This is a genomic window from Colwellia polaris, from assembly GCF_002104515.1.
Classification (GTDB): domain Bacteria; phylum Pseudomonadota; class Gammaproteobacteria; order Enterobacterales; family Alteromonadaceae; genus Cognaticolwellia; species Cognaticolwellia polaris.
Window position 1 is genome coordinate 222,879 of the sequence record NZ_NBOE01000002.1, and the last position, 17,480, is coordinate 240,358.

13 protein-coding genes are annotated in these 17,480 nt (G+C 39.4%); all 13 read left to right on the forward strand.

Annotated features, from left to right (window positions below):
• Nucleotides 1–98 precede the first annotated feature (98 nt).
• A complete protein-coding gene (gene nuoC, locus B6A32_RS05450; RefSeq protein WP_269844038.1) occupies nt 99–1,898 on the forward strand; it encodes an NADH-quinone oxidoreductase subunit C/D in 1,800 nt (599 codons plus the stop codon).
• 84 nt (nt 1,899–1,982) lie between these two features.
• Entirely contained in the window at nt 1,983–2,507 is a 525-nt protein-coding gene (gene nuoE / locus B6A32_RS05455; protein ID WP_085301783.1) for an NADH-quinone oxidoreductase subunit NuoE, read from the forward strand.
• Complete coding sequence (gene nuoF, locus B6A32_RS05460) at nt 2,500–3,900, forward strand: NADH-quinone oxidoreductase subunit NuoF (protein WP_085301785.1); 1,401 nt, start codon at nt 2,500–2,502, stop codon at nt 3,898–3,900. Before nuoE ends, nuoF begins: the two co-directional genes overlap by 8 nt.
• Before the next feature lies 1 nt (nt 3,901).
• Nucleotides 3,902–6,964: an NADH-quinone oxidoreductase subunit NuoG gene (gene nuoG / locus B6A32_RS05465; protein ID WP_085301787.1), complete on the forward strand. Its 3,063-nt coding sequence runs from the start codon at nt 3,902–3,904 to the stop codon at nt 6,962–6,964.
• Nucleotides 6,954–7,928 (forward strand): NADH-quinone oxidoreductase subunit NuoH, encoded by a 975-nt coding sequence (gene nuoH, locus B6A32_RS05470; RefSeq protein WP_233131329.1) that lies wholly within the window; start codon nt 6,954–6,956, stop codon nt 7,926–7,928. The genes nuoG and nuoH overlap by 11 nt, the downstream gene beginning before the upstream one ends.
• A 57-nt stretch (nt 7,929–7,985) precedes the next feature.
• Nucleotides 7,986–8,501 carry an NADH-quinone oxidoreductase subunit NuoI gene (nuoI, locus tag B6A32_RS05475; RefSeq protein WP_085301789.1) on the forward strand — a complete coding sequence of 172 codons (516 nt, stop codon included), beginning with the start codon at nt 7,986–7,988 and terminating at the stop codon, nt 8,499–8,501.
• Nucleotides 8,502–8,555: 54 nt separating this feature from the next.
• Nucleotides 8,556–9,086, forward strand: coding sequence for an NADH-quinone oxidoreductase subunit J (nuoJ, locus tag B6A32_RS05480; RefSeq protein WP_233131330.1), 531 nt, complete (start codon nt 8,556–8,558; stop codon nt 9,084–9,086).
• Nucleotides 9,083–9,391 carry an NADH-quinone oxidoreductase subunit NuoK gene (gene nuoK, locus B6A32_RS05485; protein ID WP_085301791.1) on the forward strand — a complete coding sequence of 103 codons (309 nt, stop codon included), beginning with the start codon at nt 9,083–9,085 and terminating at the stop codon, nt 9,389–9,391. The genes nuoJ and nuoK overlap by 4 nt, the downstream gene beginning before the upstream one ends.
• A 4-nt stretch (nt 9,392–9,395) precedes the next feature.
• Complete coding sequence (gene nuoL / locus B6A32_RS05490; protein ID WP_085301793.1) at nt 9,396–11,285, forward strand: NADH-quinone oxidoreductase subunit L; 1,890 nt, start codon at nt 9,396–9,398, stop codon at nt 11,283–11,285.
• Complete coding sequence (locus tag B6A32_RS05495; protein WP_085301795.1) at nt 11,282–12,724, forward strand: complex I subunit 4 family protein; 1,443 nt, start codon at nt 11,282–11,284, stop codon at nt 12,722–12,724. The genes nuoL and B6A32_RS05495 overlap by 4 nt, the downstream gene beginning before the upstream one ends.
• A 2-nt stretch (nt 12,725–12,726) precedes the next feature.
• On the forward strand, nt 12,727–14,205 hold the full coding sequence (locus B6A32_RS05500; RefSeq protein ID WP_085301798.1) for an NADH-quinone oxidoreductase subunit N: 1,479 nt from the start codon (nt 12,727–12,729) through the stop codon (nt 14,203–14,205).
• Between the two features lie 177 nt (nt 14,206–14,382).
• Nucleotides 14,383–15,201 carry a DUF4097 family beta strand repeat-containing protein gene (locus B6A32_RS05505; protein WP_085301800.1) on the forward strand — a complete coding sequence of 273 codons (819 nt, stop codon included), beginning with the start codon at nt 14,383–14,385 and terminating at the stop codon, nt 15,199–15,201.
• A gap of 355 nt (nt 15,202–15,556) precedes the next feature.
• Entirely contained in the window at nt 15,557–17,341 is a 1,785-nt protein-coding gene (locus B6A32_RS05510; protein ID WP_085301802.1) for a DEAD/DEAH box helicase, read from the forward strand.
• The last annotated feature ends 139 nt before the right edge of the window (nt 17,342–17,480 follow it).

Here is a 17,480-nt window from a genome sequence, read left to right on the forward strand (position 1 = left end):
GGTTAAAACCAAGTAATAGCTATACACGTAATCAAAATATTAAATGAATTAAGAAGACAAAAAAATACAATAATAAAATAGCGATTTAAGGGAAGTTAATGGCAACTCAAGTAAATATTAAAGCGAGTAATGACTGGCAAATGTTGCAAGCTATTCCCTTGCTTGATGAAATTATTGTACTTTCGCCAAAACTAAAGTTGCAACCAGTTACGGCTATCGAAAATATTGTTGATGATATACCCTCCTTTTGGGTAGATAAACAGCAATTAAGTAAACTGATGCAAGTGTTAAAACATGACTTAGCACAGCCATTTGACATGTGTTTTGATATTACCGCCATCGATGAGAGTGAGCGCGAGCATTGCGCTTCATTTTCACAAGCTTTTACTGTGAGTTATCATTTACGATCTTATCAACGTAACCAAGATATTCGCCTTAAAGTTGCCTTAAATTCTCATGAAAAAACCTTAGAAAGTGTTTGCCGATTTTGGCCAAATGCTAATTGGTATGAACGAGAAGTATGGGACATGTTTGGTATTATTTTTGAAAACCATCCGTATTTAACGCGCATTTTAATGCCACTCACTTGGCAAGGTCACCCATTACTAAAAACCCATCCTGCGCGTGCGACTGAAATGGATCCTTTTACATTACCTCCTTACCAACAAGATAAAGAGCAAGCTGCGTTGCAATTTAACCCCGAAGCTTGGGGTATGAAGCGACAAAGCAAAGACAGTGATTTTATGTTCTTGAACTTGGGACCTAATCACCCAAGTGTTCATGGTGCTTTTAGAATCGTGTTGCAAATGGAAGGCGAAGAAATTGTCGATTGTGTGCCCGATATTGGTTATCACCATCGTGGTGCTGAAAAAATGGGCGAACGACAATCTTGGCATAGTTATATTCCTTATACCGACCGCATTGATTACCTAGGTGGCGTAATGAATAACTTTCCTTATGTCATGGCGATTGAAAAACTGGCAGGCATAACCGTGCCTGATCGCGCGAAAGTTATTCGCATTATGACCGCTGAAATGTTTCGTATTCTCAGTCATTTATTATTTTACGGTACCTTTGCACAAGATCTTGGTGCACTTTCACCGATATTTTATATGTTTATCGACCGAGAAAAACTTTTTGGCATTATTGAAGCGTTTACTGGCGCTCGAATGCATCCAAGTTGGTTTCGTATTGGTGGTGTTGCACAAGATTTACCAAAAGGTTGGGAGAGCCTAGTGCGAGATTATGTTAATTACTTGCCCAAGCGCCTAGACGAATACGAAAAAATGGTTATGCAAAACTCCATTTTAAAACAACGTACGATTGGTATTGGCGCTTATTCAACTCAAGAAGCAATTGCTTGGGGGGTAACAGGGCCGGGCTTAAGAGCGACAGGGTTTTCGTGGGATTTACGTAAGCAAAGACCTTACGGTGGCTATGACCAATTTGATTTTGAAGTGCCATTGGGCCAAAACGGTGACTGTTATGACCGATGTCGAGTGCGTGTAGAGGAAATGCGTCAAAGCATACGTATTATTGAACAGTGTTTAAACAACATGCCTGAAGGTCCTTATAAAGCAGAACATCCACAAACAACACCGCCATTAAAAGATCGCACTATGCGAGATATTGACACTTTAATACCACATTTTCTGAATGTTTCATGGGGACCTGTTATTCCTGCAGGTGAAGTGTCAGTAAGTGTTGAGGCAACCAAAGGTATTATGGCTTATCACTTGATCAGTGACGGTAACACCATGAGTTATCGCACGCGAATTCGCACGCCGAGTTTTCCCCATTTACAAATGTTGCCATTAATCAGCAAAGGGCAAATGGTAGCTGATCTTATTGCGACCTTAGGCAGTGTTGATTATGTCATGGCAGATGTTGATCGATAAAAGTTAATAAAGGCTAACGAAAGCGTTCGTATAGTAGGAAGTAACGTTCAGAAAGTAACCGCATAAGCAAATAAAGAGATAGTGATGGAAACAATCGACATAACGACAATTGATTATCAACATTATTTAACCGCACTTGAAATTGCGACCATTGAGCATGAGGCCAGTATTATGGAAACACGAGAAGCTGCTGGTATTGAAGCGCTTAAAGTGGTGCAAGAACAGCGCGGCTGGATCAGTGATGAAAGCCTATATGCGATTAGTGATTTACTGGCCATTCCGGTTGCTCAATTAGAAGGCGTAGCTACTTTTTATAATTTAATTTACCGACAGCCTGTTGGGGAAAACGTTATTCATTTATGCGATAGCATTGCTTGTCATTTAACGGGGCTCGACTCTGTACTTGCTGCTATTAAACAATATTTAAACATAGATTATGGACAAACAACGACCGACGGAAAATTTACCTTACTTTCTAATGCGTGTTTGGGCAGTTGTGATAAAGCGCCTGCGATGATGATTGGCACCAAACATTATCAACATTTAAGCCCAGAAAGCGCGATTGATATTTTACAAAAACTCTCGGTAACGGGAGGCGATAATGCTTGAGCACTCTAACAACAATCACCTTAAACCTTTAACCCATTGGGTGAATTTACAACAGCCATTGTCGTTCGATGATTATTGCCAAGCTGGCGGCTATATGGGAGCTATAGCAGCGCTACAACAATCTCCAAAAGAGGTTTTAGACATTGTTAAAAACTCAGGTTTAAAAGGGCGCGGCGGGGCAGGTTTTCCTACCGGCATGAAATGGAGCTTTGTGCCGATGTTTGAAGCCGATGATGAAGATGCGCCTGATAATAAGTATTTAGTGGCCAATGCCGATGAAATGGAGCCAGGCACCTTTAAAGACCGCTTATTACTTGAAGGTGTGCCGCATCAACTTGTTGAAGCAATGATAATTGCAGCCTATACCATAGGTGCCAATAAAGCCTATATCTTTTTACGTGGTGAATACCATTTAGCCGCCAAACGATTACAACATGCGATTAACGAAGCTTATCAAAACAATTGGCTTGGTGAAAAAATTCAAGGCAAGCAATTTACCTTGGACTTATATGTGCATTGCAGTGCTGGTCGTTACATTTGTGGTGAAGAAACCGCATTAATTAATGCACTTGAGGGCAAGCGTGCAACACCACGAGCAAAACCACCATTTCCGCAGGTTAGTGGTTTATTTGGCAAACCTACCATAGTCAATAATGTAGAAACATTGTGTAATTTACCGCACATATTAAAAAATGGTATCGAATGGTTTCAGGCTATATCTCCGAATAGTGATGCGGGCAGTAAAATTTATGGTGCTTGTGGTCGCGTAAAAAAACCAGGTTTATGGGAATTACCCATGGGACCAAGCTTACGTGAAGTGCTTTACGATTATGCGGGCGGTATGCAAGACGGATTAAACTTCAAAGGTTTATTGCCTGGTGGTGCATCGACTGACTTTCTGGTTGAAGAGCATTTAGATACCCCGATGGACTTTGACTCTATCGCTAAAGTCGGCAGCCGCTTAGGCACTGGTGGCTTAATCGTGTTAGACGATAAAAACTGTCCGGTAGCTATGGTGTTAAATTTAATGCGATTTTTTGCTCAAGAGTCTTGTGGTTGGTGTACACCTTGTCGAGATGGCACACCTTGGGCTGTAGAAATACTTAGCCGAATTGAAAATGGACAAGGTAACTTGGCCGACTTAGACGCTTTAGCACAATTGTGCGATTTTATGTGGATAGGAAAAACCCATTGTGCCTTAGCTCCTGGCGCCGTTGAGCCGCTAAGAAGTGCTTTAAAATATTTTCATGACGATTTTCTTCAACATATTGAACACGGCTGTTGTCACTATAATCCCTCGATGAATGCAAAAAGAACGCACGTAGCTCAAATTCATTTATCTAAAACACCTCATTCATCTATAACACCTACCCCACATAAGGCAGGGCAATAATATGAGTGAAAACAAAGTGACGATTTTCATTGATGATGTGCCTTACCAACTCAGTACTGACGATAATTTGTTGGCAGGTGTATTATCTGAAAAATTAAATTTACCTTATTTTTGTTGGCATCCATCGATGGGCTCTGTAGGCGCTTGTCGCCAGTGCGCGGTAACGCAATTTCAAGATGAGGCGGACCAACGTGGTCGTATTGTTATGGCTTGCATTACTCCTGTAACTGACGGTATGCGGATCAGCATTAAAAATAAAGCGGCAAGTGAATTTCGCGAACAAGTGATTGCGGCAATGATGACGAATCACCCACACGACTGCCCGGTATGCGCTGAAGGCGGCGAGTGCCATTTACAAGATATGACGGCAATGACAGGCCATAGTGTAAGGGAATATCAAGGCACAAAGCGCACCTTTAATAACCAATATTTAGGTGAGTTAGTGGGTCACGAAATGAACCGCTGTATAACCTGTTATCGTTGTACAAGGTTTTATAATGACTATGCAGGCGGCAAAGATTTTGGTGTTTACGGTTCAAAAAACCAAGTGTATTTTGGTCGTCAAACTGGTGGTGCATTAGAGAGTGAATTTAGCGGTAATTTAGTTGAAGTTTGTCCTACAGGTGTTTTTACTAATAAAGTTTTTTCTTCGCATTATACCCGCAAGTGGGATTTACAATCTGCGCCATCTGTTTGTAGTCACTGTTCAGTGGGTTGTAACTTAAGTATTGGCGAGCGTTATGGTTCGGTGCGAAGAGTAATGAATCGTTATAACCCCGATATTAATGGCTATTTTCTATGTGACAGGGGCCGTTATGGTATCGGTTTTGTTAATGGTGAGCAGCGAATTAGGCAAACTAACGGTATAGCTCAGCAATCACCGGTTGCCTTGACGAAATTAGATGTAGCGAAAGCTTTTTCACATTTTAGACAAAAACAATTTATTGGTATTGGCTCTGCTCGCGCCTCACTAGAAGCTAACTTTTATTTGAAAAATATCGTTGGCGCAGAAAATTTTAGCCCAGGCTATAACGATGAAGAGATGAAAGTAGCAGCGCAACACACGCAATTACTCTCAGCAAATAAACCACCTAGCTTAATTGAAATTGAACAAAGTGACTTTGTTTTTATTATCGCAGAAGATATCAGCCAAACAGCACCAAGAATGGCCTTGTCTGTACGGCAAGCTCTGCGCAATGCCGCCAATGCTAAGGCAGCAAAAATTGGTATTCCTTCTTGGCAAGATAGTGCGGTGCGCAACATCGGTGGTAAATTATTATCACCTTTGTTTTCTCTACAATCGACCACCACTAAACTTGATGATGTTGCCGAACAAGCAATACTCTTATCTGTAACGCAAATATCTAGGTGTTTAGCTGTTTTAGAAGAACTAGTAAACCATGGCAATATTGAACTCAGAAGTATTGAAAACATAGTTAATGAGAAATCATTACTTGAAGTACTGAACAATTTAGCTGAAAAAGATCAATTAACTAAATTAGAGCAAAGCTTTATCGCATCAGTATATAAATCTTTGCGTAGCGCTAAAAAACCACTATTTATATCAGGCATTAGCGCTGTTTCTGCTGAATTATTAGCGCGTTTGGCAAGTGTTATGACCGCGCTTAAGCAACAACAAGAAATAACAGTACCACAATTAATTATTGTGCCGCCAAGTAGCAATAGCGTGGGGTTATTATCAATTGTAGATGCACAGTCTTTGTCAATTGAACAAGTTTTAGCGCAGCTTAATGAGCCTAATAAAGCCTATCAAGGGCTTATTTTGTTAGAACAAGAATTAACAACGTTTTCTAACACAGAAATCACCAAGTTACGTTCATTAGCAAAAAGCCTGATAGTACTGGATCATTCAGAGCATCGTTTATCACGCATCGCCGATATTGTCTTACCGGTTGCTGCAGTCAGTGAAGGTGACGGGCACTATGTTAACTACCAAGGCAGAGCGCAAAAATTTGTCCAAGTACATCCTCCTACTTTGCCAATTCAAGAAAGCTGGCGTTGGTTAGATAATATTGCCGACATTATTGGAATAAAAGTCGTTAATGATGAAAAAGCACTAGATGAAAAGCAGTGTTTACAATCGGTAGCTAAAAACATCAAATGCCAATCATTAAGGCAGTTACATCAGTTTTTTATCGAGACTTATCCTCAATGGTCAAAATTACTTATTGAATCTGATGAAAGCGATGAAAAAATCACAGCGAGAATGAGCCATAGAGCGAGCGGTCGTACAGCTCAAATGGCGAATATTAGTGTGCATGAAGCAAAAACCACTCAGAAAACTGATGACAACTTTAGCTTTTCAATGGAAGGACGCTCGGTAAAAAATGCCAGTGACATGCCTTTTGCTTGGGCTCCAGGGTGGAATTCGAATCAAGCGATCAGTCAATTTCAAGATGAAATTAATGGCCAGTTAATCAATCATAAAAGCGCGGTATTTATCTCAATACCGAAGACAATAACTAACAATCCACATTGGCAATTACCTGAACAAAGTCAGTCAAGCTTTTCTCAAAGCGCAGAAAGCGGTACAGAAAGCGGTACAGAAAAAATCACAGAAAAAAGCACTAATATGCCTGCTCTGGTGACTTATGTGCAGCAAAAGCATGTTTATTTTAGTGACTGGCAAGCTGCACTAACCCCTGAATTTCAAATGCAGGCACAAAGTCATAAAATTTATATTAATGCAGATATTGCTAAGCAAGCGGGAGTGCAAAAGGGCCAATGGTGTCATGTTAATTTTTCTCTGACAAATAAGAAAATGCAATTGATTAGTCAAAGCGTTATTAGCCAAGTCAACATTGTTAACAACTTACCTAACAGCCTAGTGTTTGGTAATTTTGCACTCTGCCAGCCCCTGTTATCGACTGTAGAAATGTCTATTACGCTAGCGAGTGAACAAGAAATTAGTGATTATTTAGTGCTGTTTAACCACAATATTTTGCAAGCTAAAAAAAGTAAAAAAGCAATATTAGCTAAGCTGAAAGAGCAAGATCAAACCATTCCTATCCGCTTATTTTCGGGGGGACTCAATGATGGCTGATATATTATGGAAATTGTTTGAAATAACCATCATTATCGCCTTGCTTATTCCTATTGCGGCAATGCTGGTTTGGGTTGAACGTAGAATGATCGGCATTTGGCAAGACCGTCATGGACCTAACCGTGTAGGGCCTTTTGGGGTTTTGCAATCGTTAGCCGACTTACTAAAAATTCTCGGCAAAGAAGACTGGATCCCACCTTTTAGTGATCGTTTAGTCTTTGTTTTAGCGCCTATAATTGGCGCGATGTGCGTATTAATGAGCTTTGCTGTTGTGCCTTTTTCTCCCAGCATTGGTGTGTCAGATCTAAATATTGGCTTATTGTTTTTTCTGGCTATGGCTTCTCTTGCTGTTTATAGCGTGGTGCTAGCTGGTTGGGCGTCAAACTCAAAATATGCCTTACTAGGAGGAATGCGCGCCGCAGCGCAAACAGTAAGTTATGAAGTATTCATGGGCCTATCGGTGATGGGAGTCGTGCTACTGACGGGGAGTTTTAATTTACGTGAAATTGTTTTAGCACAAACTAACGGTTGGCTTATTCAATCACAATTCGTTGGCTTCTTTATTTTTTTAGTGGCAGGTATTGCTGAAAGTCATCGTTTACCCTTCGACTTACCTGAAGCAGAAACTGAGTTAACTGCGGGCTTTCATACTGAATATTCTGGTTTAAAGTTTGCGCTTTTCTTTTTAGGTGAATACTTAGGCGTAACCTTGATCTCAGCCATGTCAGTAGTGCTTTTTTTCGGCGGCTGGTTAATGCCAGAGCCGTTTGCTTCTTGGTTGCCTCCATTGCTTTGGTTCATTATCAAAATTATGTTTTTTGTGATGTTTTTTATTCTTTTAAGAACTTCTCTGCCACGCCCTAGATTTGACCAACTGTTAAAGTTTGGCTGGGTAGTAATGTTACCGCTAGCGTTACTAAACTTGTTAGTTACCGCAGTGCTGCGCTTAACGGGAGTACTATAACTATGCTGAAATTTTTACCCGTTCTCATTGTTAAAATTACTATTAGTGAGGGCGAACATGTTTAGTCAATTTCGAACTATGTGGTTAGTACTGAAACACACTTTCACAAAAGCCGATACGGTGCAATACCCGGAAGAAAAACCTTATTTAGCGCCGAGATATCGCGGACGAATTGTACTTACGCGCGATCCAGATGGTGAAGAGCGCTGTGTCGCTTGTAACTTGTGCGCCGTGGCCTGCCCGGTTGATTGTATTGCTTTACAACAAGTTATTGATGATGACGGTCGCAAACGCGCTGACTTTTTTCGTATTAATTTTTCACGGTGTATTTTGTGTGGTTTTTGCGAAGAAGCTTGTCCTACCTATGCTATTCAATTAACACCCGATGTGGAGTTAGCCGAATATGAACGACAAAACCTAGTTTATGAAAAAGAACATTTATTAATTAACGGCCCGGGTAAGTATCACGACTATAGCTTTTACCAGCAGTCAGGTATTGCTATTGCAGGTAAAAACAAAGGTCAGGCAGAGCAAGAACGGCCGCCAATTGATATTAAAGGATTAATGCCATGAGTTATCGTAATTCGCTGCATCGGGTTAGCCATAAATTGGTCAAGGAGAAGCACTATGTTTGAAAACGTAGCATCAATTGAGGGCTTATTTTACTTTGCGGGTTTAGTCGCCGTTATTGCAAGTTTAAAAGTGGTTACTGGCAATAATACGGTTCATGCCTTGCTTTATCTGGTGGTGTCGCTATTGGCCGTCGCTGTTTGCTTCTATTTAATGGGCGCGCCCTTTGCCGCAGGCTTAGAAGTTATTGTTTATGCTGGGGCTATATTAGTGCTGTTTGTTTTCGCTGTGTTGATGTTTGGCTTGGGGGCAGACGAAACAAAAAATGCACCTAAAAGTAAAAGCTTAGCGAACATGATGGGTGCCATGCTTTTAGCTGCCGCGTTATTAGTCGAAATTGTCGTTATTATTAATAATGCTGAAATGCAACAAAGCCTACAAGCCAATGTTATTAGTTCAAAAGCTGTAGGTATTATGCTGTATGGGCCTTATCTGCTTGCTGTCGAAATTGCCTCGTTTTTGCTGTTATCTGGATTGTTAGCAGGTTATCACTATGCAAAACCTGATGCTACAGGGGGAGATCTATGACCACCATTCCTTTGTTCCATGTGCTTATTTTGTCTAGCTTACTATTTTTAATTGGTTTTGTTGGCGTAGTAGCTAGAAAGAATACGCTTTTTATGCTGATGAGTTTAGAAGTTATGTTAAATGCCGTAGGTGTTGCGTTTATTGGTGCAGGTAGCGTTTGGCAACAAGCTGACGGTCAAGTTATGTTTGTACTTATTCTTACGCTTGCTGCGGCAGAAGTAGCAGTAGGGTTGGCGCTGTTAATTCGTATGCAAAATAAATATCGCTCCTTAGATATTGATTTGTTAAATCAGATGAAGGGGTAACGCAATGCTTTTAGCGAGTTTACCTTTTTATCAGCTATTGAGTTTTTTACTGCTTATTACTTTTGGTAAAAAATTGTCTTGGCAGCTTGCCGCTATTATTAGTGTTAGCAGTATGGCGCTTACTGTATTGGCTAGCACAATATTATTATTTGAGTTATCTGCGAGTGAAAACCAAATACTAAACGTTAACCTTTGGCATTGGTTTGATTTAAATCATGCCCTAGGCAAGAGCCAAATTAATCTGAGCTTTTATCTTGATGGCTTATCCGCTGTGATGATTAGTGTAGTGAGTGGAGTCGGTTTTCTCATTCATTTATTCGCCGCTATTTATATGAAGTCGGATGAAAATTTTGCACGCTTTATGGCCTACATGAACTTATTTATTGTTGCTATGTTGATACTGGTATTAGCTGATAATTTAGTCTTGTTGTATCTAGGGTGGGAAGGGGTAGGTTTATGCAGCTTCTTATTAATTGGCTTTTGGTATCATGAAAAAAATAATGTTTTAGCGGCTCGTAAGGCGTTTATAGTTACTCGCATAGGTGATACCTCAATGGCGATAGGCTTGTTATTATTGTTTAATTCTTTTGGTGAATTAAATATTGCCGCTGTCACAACACTTGTGCAACAAAGTAGTCATTCAGTTTCTGGCCTTAGTGTCGAGCAAACCAATAACATTTATTGGATTGCCTTATTGTTGCTAGGTGGTGCTGTAGGGAAGTCAGCACAACTCCCCTTACAAACATGGTTGCCAGATGCCATGGCTGGCCCGACTCCCGTAAGCGCCTTAATTCATGCGGCGACTATGGTAACCGCTGGCGTATATTTAATCGCTCGTATGCACGATATTTTTATACTGTCGCCAGAGGTAATGAATTATATTGCTTGGTTAGGCGCTATTACCTTATTACTAGCCGGCATTGCAGCACTAGCTCAAACTGATATTAAACGCGTTTTAGCCTATTCAACTATGAGCCAAATCGGTTACATGATGCTGGCATTAGGGGCGGGGGCATGGTCAGCAGGCGTTTTTCATTTAATGACTCATGCTTTTTTTAAGGCTTTATTGTTTTTAACCGCTGGTGCAGTTATTTATGCACTCCATCATCAACAGAATCTATTTAAAATGGGAGGCTTACTGAAGAAGCTGCCTTTTGAAGGGAGTTTATTTGTTGTTGGTTTAATCTGTTTAATGGCATTGCCCGGCAGTTCAGGTTTTTTCTCTAAAGAAGCCATAATTGCTCAGCTTTGGTCGTCTAACACGGCTGGGCCACTATTATGGTGGTGTGCAATTTTAGGCGCGTTATTAACCAGTATTTATAGTTGTAGGTTATTTTTTCTCGCTTTTATGGGAACAGCACGCTTTAGTGACAAAACGCATAGTGAAAAAAATATTTTGTTACGCAGTGCGTTAATTATTTTGGCCTTACTATCACTTTTTGGTGGCTTGATCCCACTTGACCTGACGTTAGTCTTTCCTACCGAACTAGCGGCATCTATACCAGAAATATTAGAACCTAGCTGGTTACACACCTTAGCGATTTTAACTCCGTTTATTGGGATTTTATTTTCTTGGTTTTATTTTAAAAAATATCGAACTTCTAGAGTCGTTGGTAGCGAATATAATTTATCAGCGAGTGAAAGTCGGCTTGTTGTCTTCTGCCGTCAAGGCTTGGGCTTTGATTCTTTATATTCTTTACTTTTTATTAAGCCTTATCAGTGGCTGGCGGAAAAAAATAAACACGATGTAGTTGACCAAGTTATTATGCTAAATGCTTGGTATATAAGCTTATGGCACGATGCGTTAATTATGATGCAAAACGGCAGTTTACGCTGGTATTTAGCAGCCTTTGGCTTAGCTATAATGTTGTTATTAGGAGTAAGCTTCTTATGACTCTTACTTTTATTATGGTTGGCTTAATCATTGCTGGCTTACTTGTTTGGCAAGCTGAAAATTTATGGTTAGGCAGCGCTAAATGGTTATCACTTATCAGTTTAGTTTTATTGTCGACAGTGTTTGCAGTATTTGTTCTTAATAACAGTGTTGCGAATGAAGACTTTGTTCAATTACAAGTTTTGACCCGTGTTGCTTGGATCAAAACCTTTAGTATTGAATATGCCTTAGCGCTTGATCAGCTAAGTATATTGTTAATCTCATTAACCTTGCTGCTCGCTTTTATTTGCGTATTGGTTTCATGGCGTGAAATCCAGCACCATGTCGGGTTTTACTATTTTAATTTATTGTTATCAATCGCCGGTATTATTGGTGTTTTTGTTGCCGTAGATGTGTTTTTATTCTTCTTTTTTTGGGAGGTTATGTTACTCCCAATGACTGCAATAATAGCAATATGGGGTCATGAAAAACGTCAGTTTGCCGCATTAAAGTTTTTTATTTTTACTCAGGTTAGCAGTCTGCTGATGTTAGTGGCGATTATTGCCACTGCCTATTTTCATTTACTGCAAACGGGTCGATTAAGTTTTTATTACCCTGATTGGTTGCTGTTAGATATTCCATTGGAGATTAGTCAGTATTTGATGTTAGGTTTTTTTATCGCCTTTGCGGTTAAGCTACCTTCAGTTCCTCTACATAGCTGGCTTCCAGATGCACATACGCAGGCACCTACAGCAGGAAGTGTATTACTTGCAGGCGTTCTGCTAAAAACCGGCGCTTATGGTTTAATTCGCTTTGTTATTTTTTTATTCCCACAAGCGAGTGTGCAATTTGCCCCAGTAGCCGCAACCTTGGCTGTGATCAGTATTCTTTATGGGGCAAAAATGGCCTTTGCACAACAAGACTTTAAACGTCTTGTTGCCTACAGCAGCATAAGTCACATGGGGTTTGTAATGCTGGCATTGTTTGCCTTTAATACAATCGCTTATCAAGGTGCAATTATTACCATAGTGGCGCATGGTTTAAGCAGTGCCGCTTTGTTTGCTTTAGCAGGGATGATTTATCATCGTATTCATAGTCGAAGCTTAACCGATATGGGAGGTTTTTGGCATAGCGCACCTCGTATGGGCGGGTTTGCCTTAGTTTTTGCCAGTGCTGCTTTTGGTCTACCAGGGTTAGCCAACTTTATTGGCGAATTTTTCAGTTTAGTTGGCGTTTTTCAAGTGTTGCCAGCGTTCGCGATTGTTGCGGCTGTAGGACTTATTGGCTCAGCTATATATGGCATGGTGTTATTTCAATCGAGCTTTCAAGGTGAGCCTAAACACGTTATTACTGATTTACAGCTGCGAGAGCTTCTTATCTGTAGCTCCTTGTTATTGTTGCTTATTGCCATTGGTTTGTACCCTATGCTTTTGCTTAAATTCTCATTCGGAGTTATGTGATTATGTCTATAGCAAGCAGTTCACAGCCCTTACTTACCATGACAATGGCAGCGGCGATATTACCTCAACTTATTATTGCTTTTGGTATTACATTAGCGCTTTTGTTAGTCGCTTGGAAAAGGTCACAGCGTACAATCGCACTATTTACATTTTTTATCTTATTAATGGCTTTATTAGCCAATATTAGCTTGCTCTCGCAGCCTGTAATTCAAGTAACACAACTGTTAAAGGTTGATGGTTACGCTACCTTTGCATTCAACTTAATTTTAATTGCCGCTTTATCTGTTCTTCGCATGAGTCATTGTTTTTTAAAAACGTCTCTAGAAGTGCATGATGAATACTACTTATTATTATTACTTTTGGTGCTTGGTGCTGGAGTGCTAGTGGTTAGTGACCATTTCGCTAGTTTGTTTTTAGGTTTTGAGTTGTTAAGTATTAGCTTAGTTGGCTTAGTGGGTTATCACCGAGGCAATCAATATAGTGTAGAAAGTGGCTTTAAATACTTAATACTAAGTGCCACAGCTTCAAGTTTTATGTTACTGGGTATTGCTTTTATTTACAGTGTTGTTGGGGATATGAGTTTTAATGCTAGGTTATCAAGCGAGTTATTTGAGCAAGGCTTAGGGTTGTTCTTTCAATTAGGCTTGTTGTTATTCGTTAGTGGTATCGCCTTTAAATTATCTATTGCACCGTTTCATTTTTGGACACCAGACGTTTATCAAGGTGCTCCTACGTCTGTTACTTTTTTAATGGCAACTATTTCTAAAATTGCTATGTTTGTTGTTTTACTTAAGTGCATTATTGCGCAGCGCTATTTACTCCTCGAAAGTTTTCAAACCTTCTTAATATCTTTTGCCGTAACTTCGATGCTATTAGGCAATATTATGGCGCTTAAACAACAAAACTTAAAACGCTTATTGGCTTATTCTTCAATTGCTCATATGGGGTATTTATTGATCGTTATAATTGTAACATCAGAGCAAAGCTTAGAGTTTACTTGGCAAAGTAGTTTGTTTTATTTAGCGGCTTACACGGTTGCCAATTTATCTATTTTTTTGGTGATTTCGCTCATTCAGCAACACAATATTCGCTCTGGGAATCAGGAAGATATTACACTGCTTGATTTAAAAGGGTTATTTTGGCGTGCTCCAAGTTATGGCTTCTTAATGATACTTGGCGTATTGAGCTTGGCGGGAATACCGTTAACAATGGGGTTTATTGGTAAGTTCTATATTTTAAGCCAAGCCACTATTGCCAATGCGTGGTGGTTAATCTCCATACTTATTATAGGTAGTGGTATTGGTTTAGCGTATTACTTACCGATAATATTTAAGGTTTTTTCAAATGTAGTGATAACAAGCCCAGAAGATAAAAAAATAAAGAGTCACTTTATAGAGCAAACTTTAATTTATAGCTTAATTACCCTTGGTTTAATTTTAGGTATTTTACCTGACATGGTTAATCAGCTTATTAGATCTTAACCACACTTAATAATTCACTAATTTATTGTTCTTTTAACCAATATCTATTTATTAATAGACTTACTTTACATTGGGTTTTTTTAGGTTATTGATATTTATATTGTTTTTAAATGGCGCGATTTTTGATTGTATCAAGGAAACAATAAATTATTTAATCATCTACAAGGAAATTACCCAATGAAATTAACTCAAATATTACTTTTTATAGTAAGTGTCTCTATTTTAAGTGGCTGCATCGTGATAGCGAAACCTTCTCATGCTAAATACCATAGTCAACAAACACTAAAAATTGCTGCTCATAAGCTTAAGGCTTTGGATATTGAGGCAGGTGCTGGTGCTTTAATTATTGAAGGCGATGAAACGATAAAAGAGATCAGGGTTGTTGCTGACATCTATAGCAAAAATGGTGATATAGATAATGTTGAGTTAAACCTAACTGAAACTGATAAAAGTGCCTATTTGGTGGCAAAAATTGACAGCAGTGGTTTTTGGCATGGTGAATCACCACGTATTGATATAAACATTATTATGCCAAGCCACTTAATGTTGAAAATTGATGATGGTTCTGGGGCAATAAATATTAATAATATTGACGCTAAAGTCACAGTAAAAGATGGCTCAGGTGAACTAACAATAAAAAACGTTAGAAATGATCTTAAAATTGATGACGGCTCTGGCGGTATTTTTATTAGCGAAGTCATAGGCAATATAAAAATCAATGATGGCTCTGGTGAAATCTCTTTAAATGATCTTGATGGCAATCTCGACATTGACGATGGCTCAGGTAGTATTTTTGTTAACGGGGTATCAGGCGACGTTATGATTAAAGATGGCTCCGGTGAATTAACCGTGAGAAGTGTTAATGGCTTTGTAACCATTGATGATGGCTCTGGCGATATTGATATAGAACAAGCAGGAGGTTTGAAAATTATAAATAGTGGCTCTGGTGGCATGCGGGTACAAAAAGTAAAAGGTAGTTTTCAAATAGATAGCTAGACATAACGCGTATCAATTTACTTATACAATTAAACAGCTTTAAGTGTCAGTTTTAGACATTTAAAGCTTTTTTTATGATTAAATAAGCTAAACCATACATTATTACTTGTATAATTTTACCGCATCTGTATAATGCGCGCCTCTGTGATCGTGAATCGAAATAGTTTCTTAAAGAAGCTTAGAACATCACAGAAATTTCAAAATGAGTGGGGTATATCCGCCCAATAGACTTGCCCAGTTAACTTTTCAACGTTAACGTAATGAATGTGCCTTAAGTCTTCCTGGTGGTTTCCTCGTATATGTATGTAGGAACTTTGGCGTATAGCCAGTTTCTACCATGAGAAGACAAAATTATATGACTGATCTTAACAATGCCTCTGTAGGCTTTGACGCCCTTGGTTTGCCTGAAAACTTAGTATCTGCTGTAAAAGCGCTAGGTTTTGAAAATTCAACTGCAATTCAAGCGCAAACAATTCCCCCTTTACTTCAAGGTAAAGACGTTCTTGGTGAAGCACAAACCGGTACCGGTAAAACCGCTGCTTTTGGTTTGCCAGCACTTGCAAAAATAGACGTTTCTATTCGCAAGCCACAATTAATGGTTTTAGCACCAACACGTGAATTAGCTATTCAAGTAGCAGAAGCGATTGAAACTTTTGCAAAAAACATGAAAGGTTTAAAAGTTGCCACTTTATACGGTGGTCAATCTTACCAACCACAATTTCAACAGTTAGAGCGTGGTGCACAAGTTGTAGTAGGTACGCCTGGTCGCTTAATGGACCACTTACGTCGTAAAAGCCTTAAGCTAGATAACTTATCATTTTGTGTGCTTGATGAAGCTGATGAAATGTTAAACATGGGATTTTTAGAAGACATCGAGTGGATCCTTGAGCACTTGCCAAAAGAAACTCAAATGGCCTTATTCTCTGCAACTATGCCTGCACAGATTCGTAAAGTAGCTAACCGCTTCTTGAAAAATCCAGAGCACATTAAAATAGCAGCAGTTAAGCAAGCTAAAGCAAATATTACTCAATATGCATGGAAAGTTAGCGGCATTAATAAAATGACTGCGTTAGAGCGTATTGCAGAAACATTTGATTATGATGCCATGATTATTTTCGTTAGAACGCGTAATGATACTATCGAAGTTGCTGAAAAATTAGAGCGTGCGGGTTATGCGTCTGTTGCGTTAAATGGTGACATGAACCAAGCGCAGCGTGAACGTACTGTTGACCAACTTAAGTCAGGCGTATCGTCTATCTTAGTGGCAACTGATGTAGTTGCTCGTGGCCTTGATATTCCACGTATTTCATTAGTTATTAACTACGATTTACCAGGTGATAATGAAGCTTATGTTCACCGTATTGGCCGTACAGGTCGTGCAGGTCGCAGCGGTACATCTATATCGTTTGTACGTCCACGCGAAATGTACTCTTTGCGTCATTATGAGCGTTTAACATCTGGTACCGTTGAGATGTACAACTTACCAAATATTCAAGAAATTGGTAAAGCACGTATTGAACGCACATTAACTGAATTAACTGGTGTTGTAGCTGATAAAGACTTAGCTTCAATGCGTGAAATTATTGAAACAATGGCGAGCGAGTCAGAACTTTCAATGACAGATTTAGCTGCAGCGTTACTTTATCAAAAACAGTTAAAGCAACCGTTACAGCCGAAAGAAGATCCGAAACCTCGCCGTGATGCTCGTGAAAGAAATGATCGTAACGACAGCCGCGGTGGTCGTAATGACAGCCGAGGTGGTCGTAACGAAGCTCGTGGTGGCCGCGATAGCCGCAATGATAACCGTACAGAGCGCGCTCCACGTAAAGCTAAAGTTGCCCGCAGTGATGTTGATTGGCAGACTTACCGCTTAGAAGTGGGTAAAGAGCATGGTGCACGTCCAGGTGATATTGTCGGTGCAATCGCTAACGAAATTTCATTAGACAGTAGCTACATTGGCGCTATTAACTTGCATGATAAACATAGCTTTGTGCAATTGCCAAAAGGTATGCCTGACAAGTCATTTACACAATTAAAGCGTGTACGTGTTCGCCGTCAAGCATTAGAGATTACGGTTTCAGATGTACAACCTTCATCTGACCGTCCAGCACGTTCTCGTAAAGAGCAACGTACTAACTAATTACATTTGATATGTAATTCTAAACGCCAATTCTACTATTAGAGTTGGCGTTTTTTTTCGTCTATAAAATTAAATGCCAATAAATTAATTTAGTACCATAGCCATTTAACTAAATTTCATTGTGTTTTTATAATCGCTA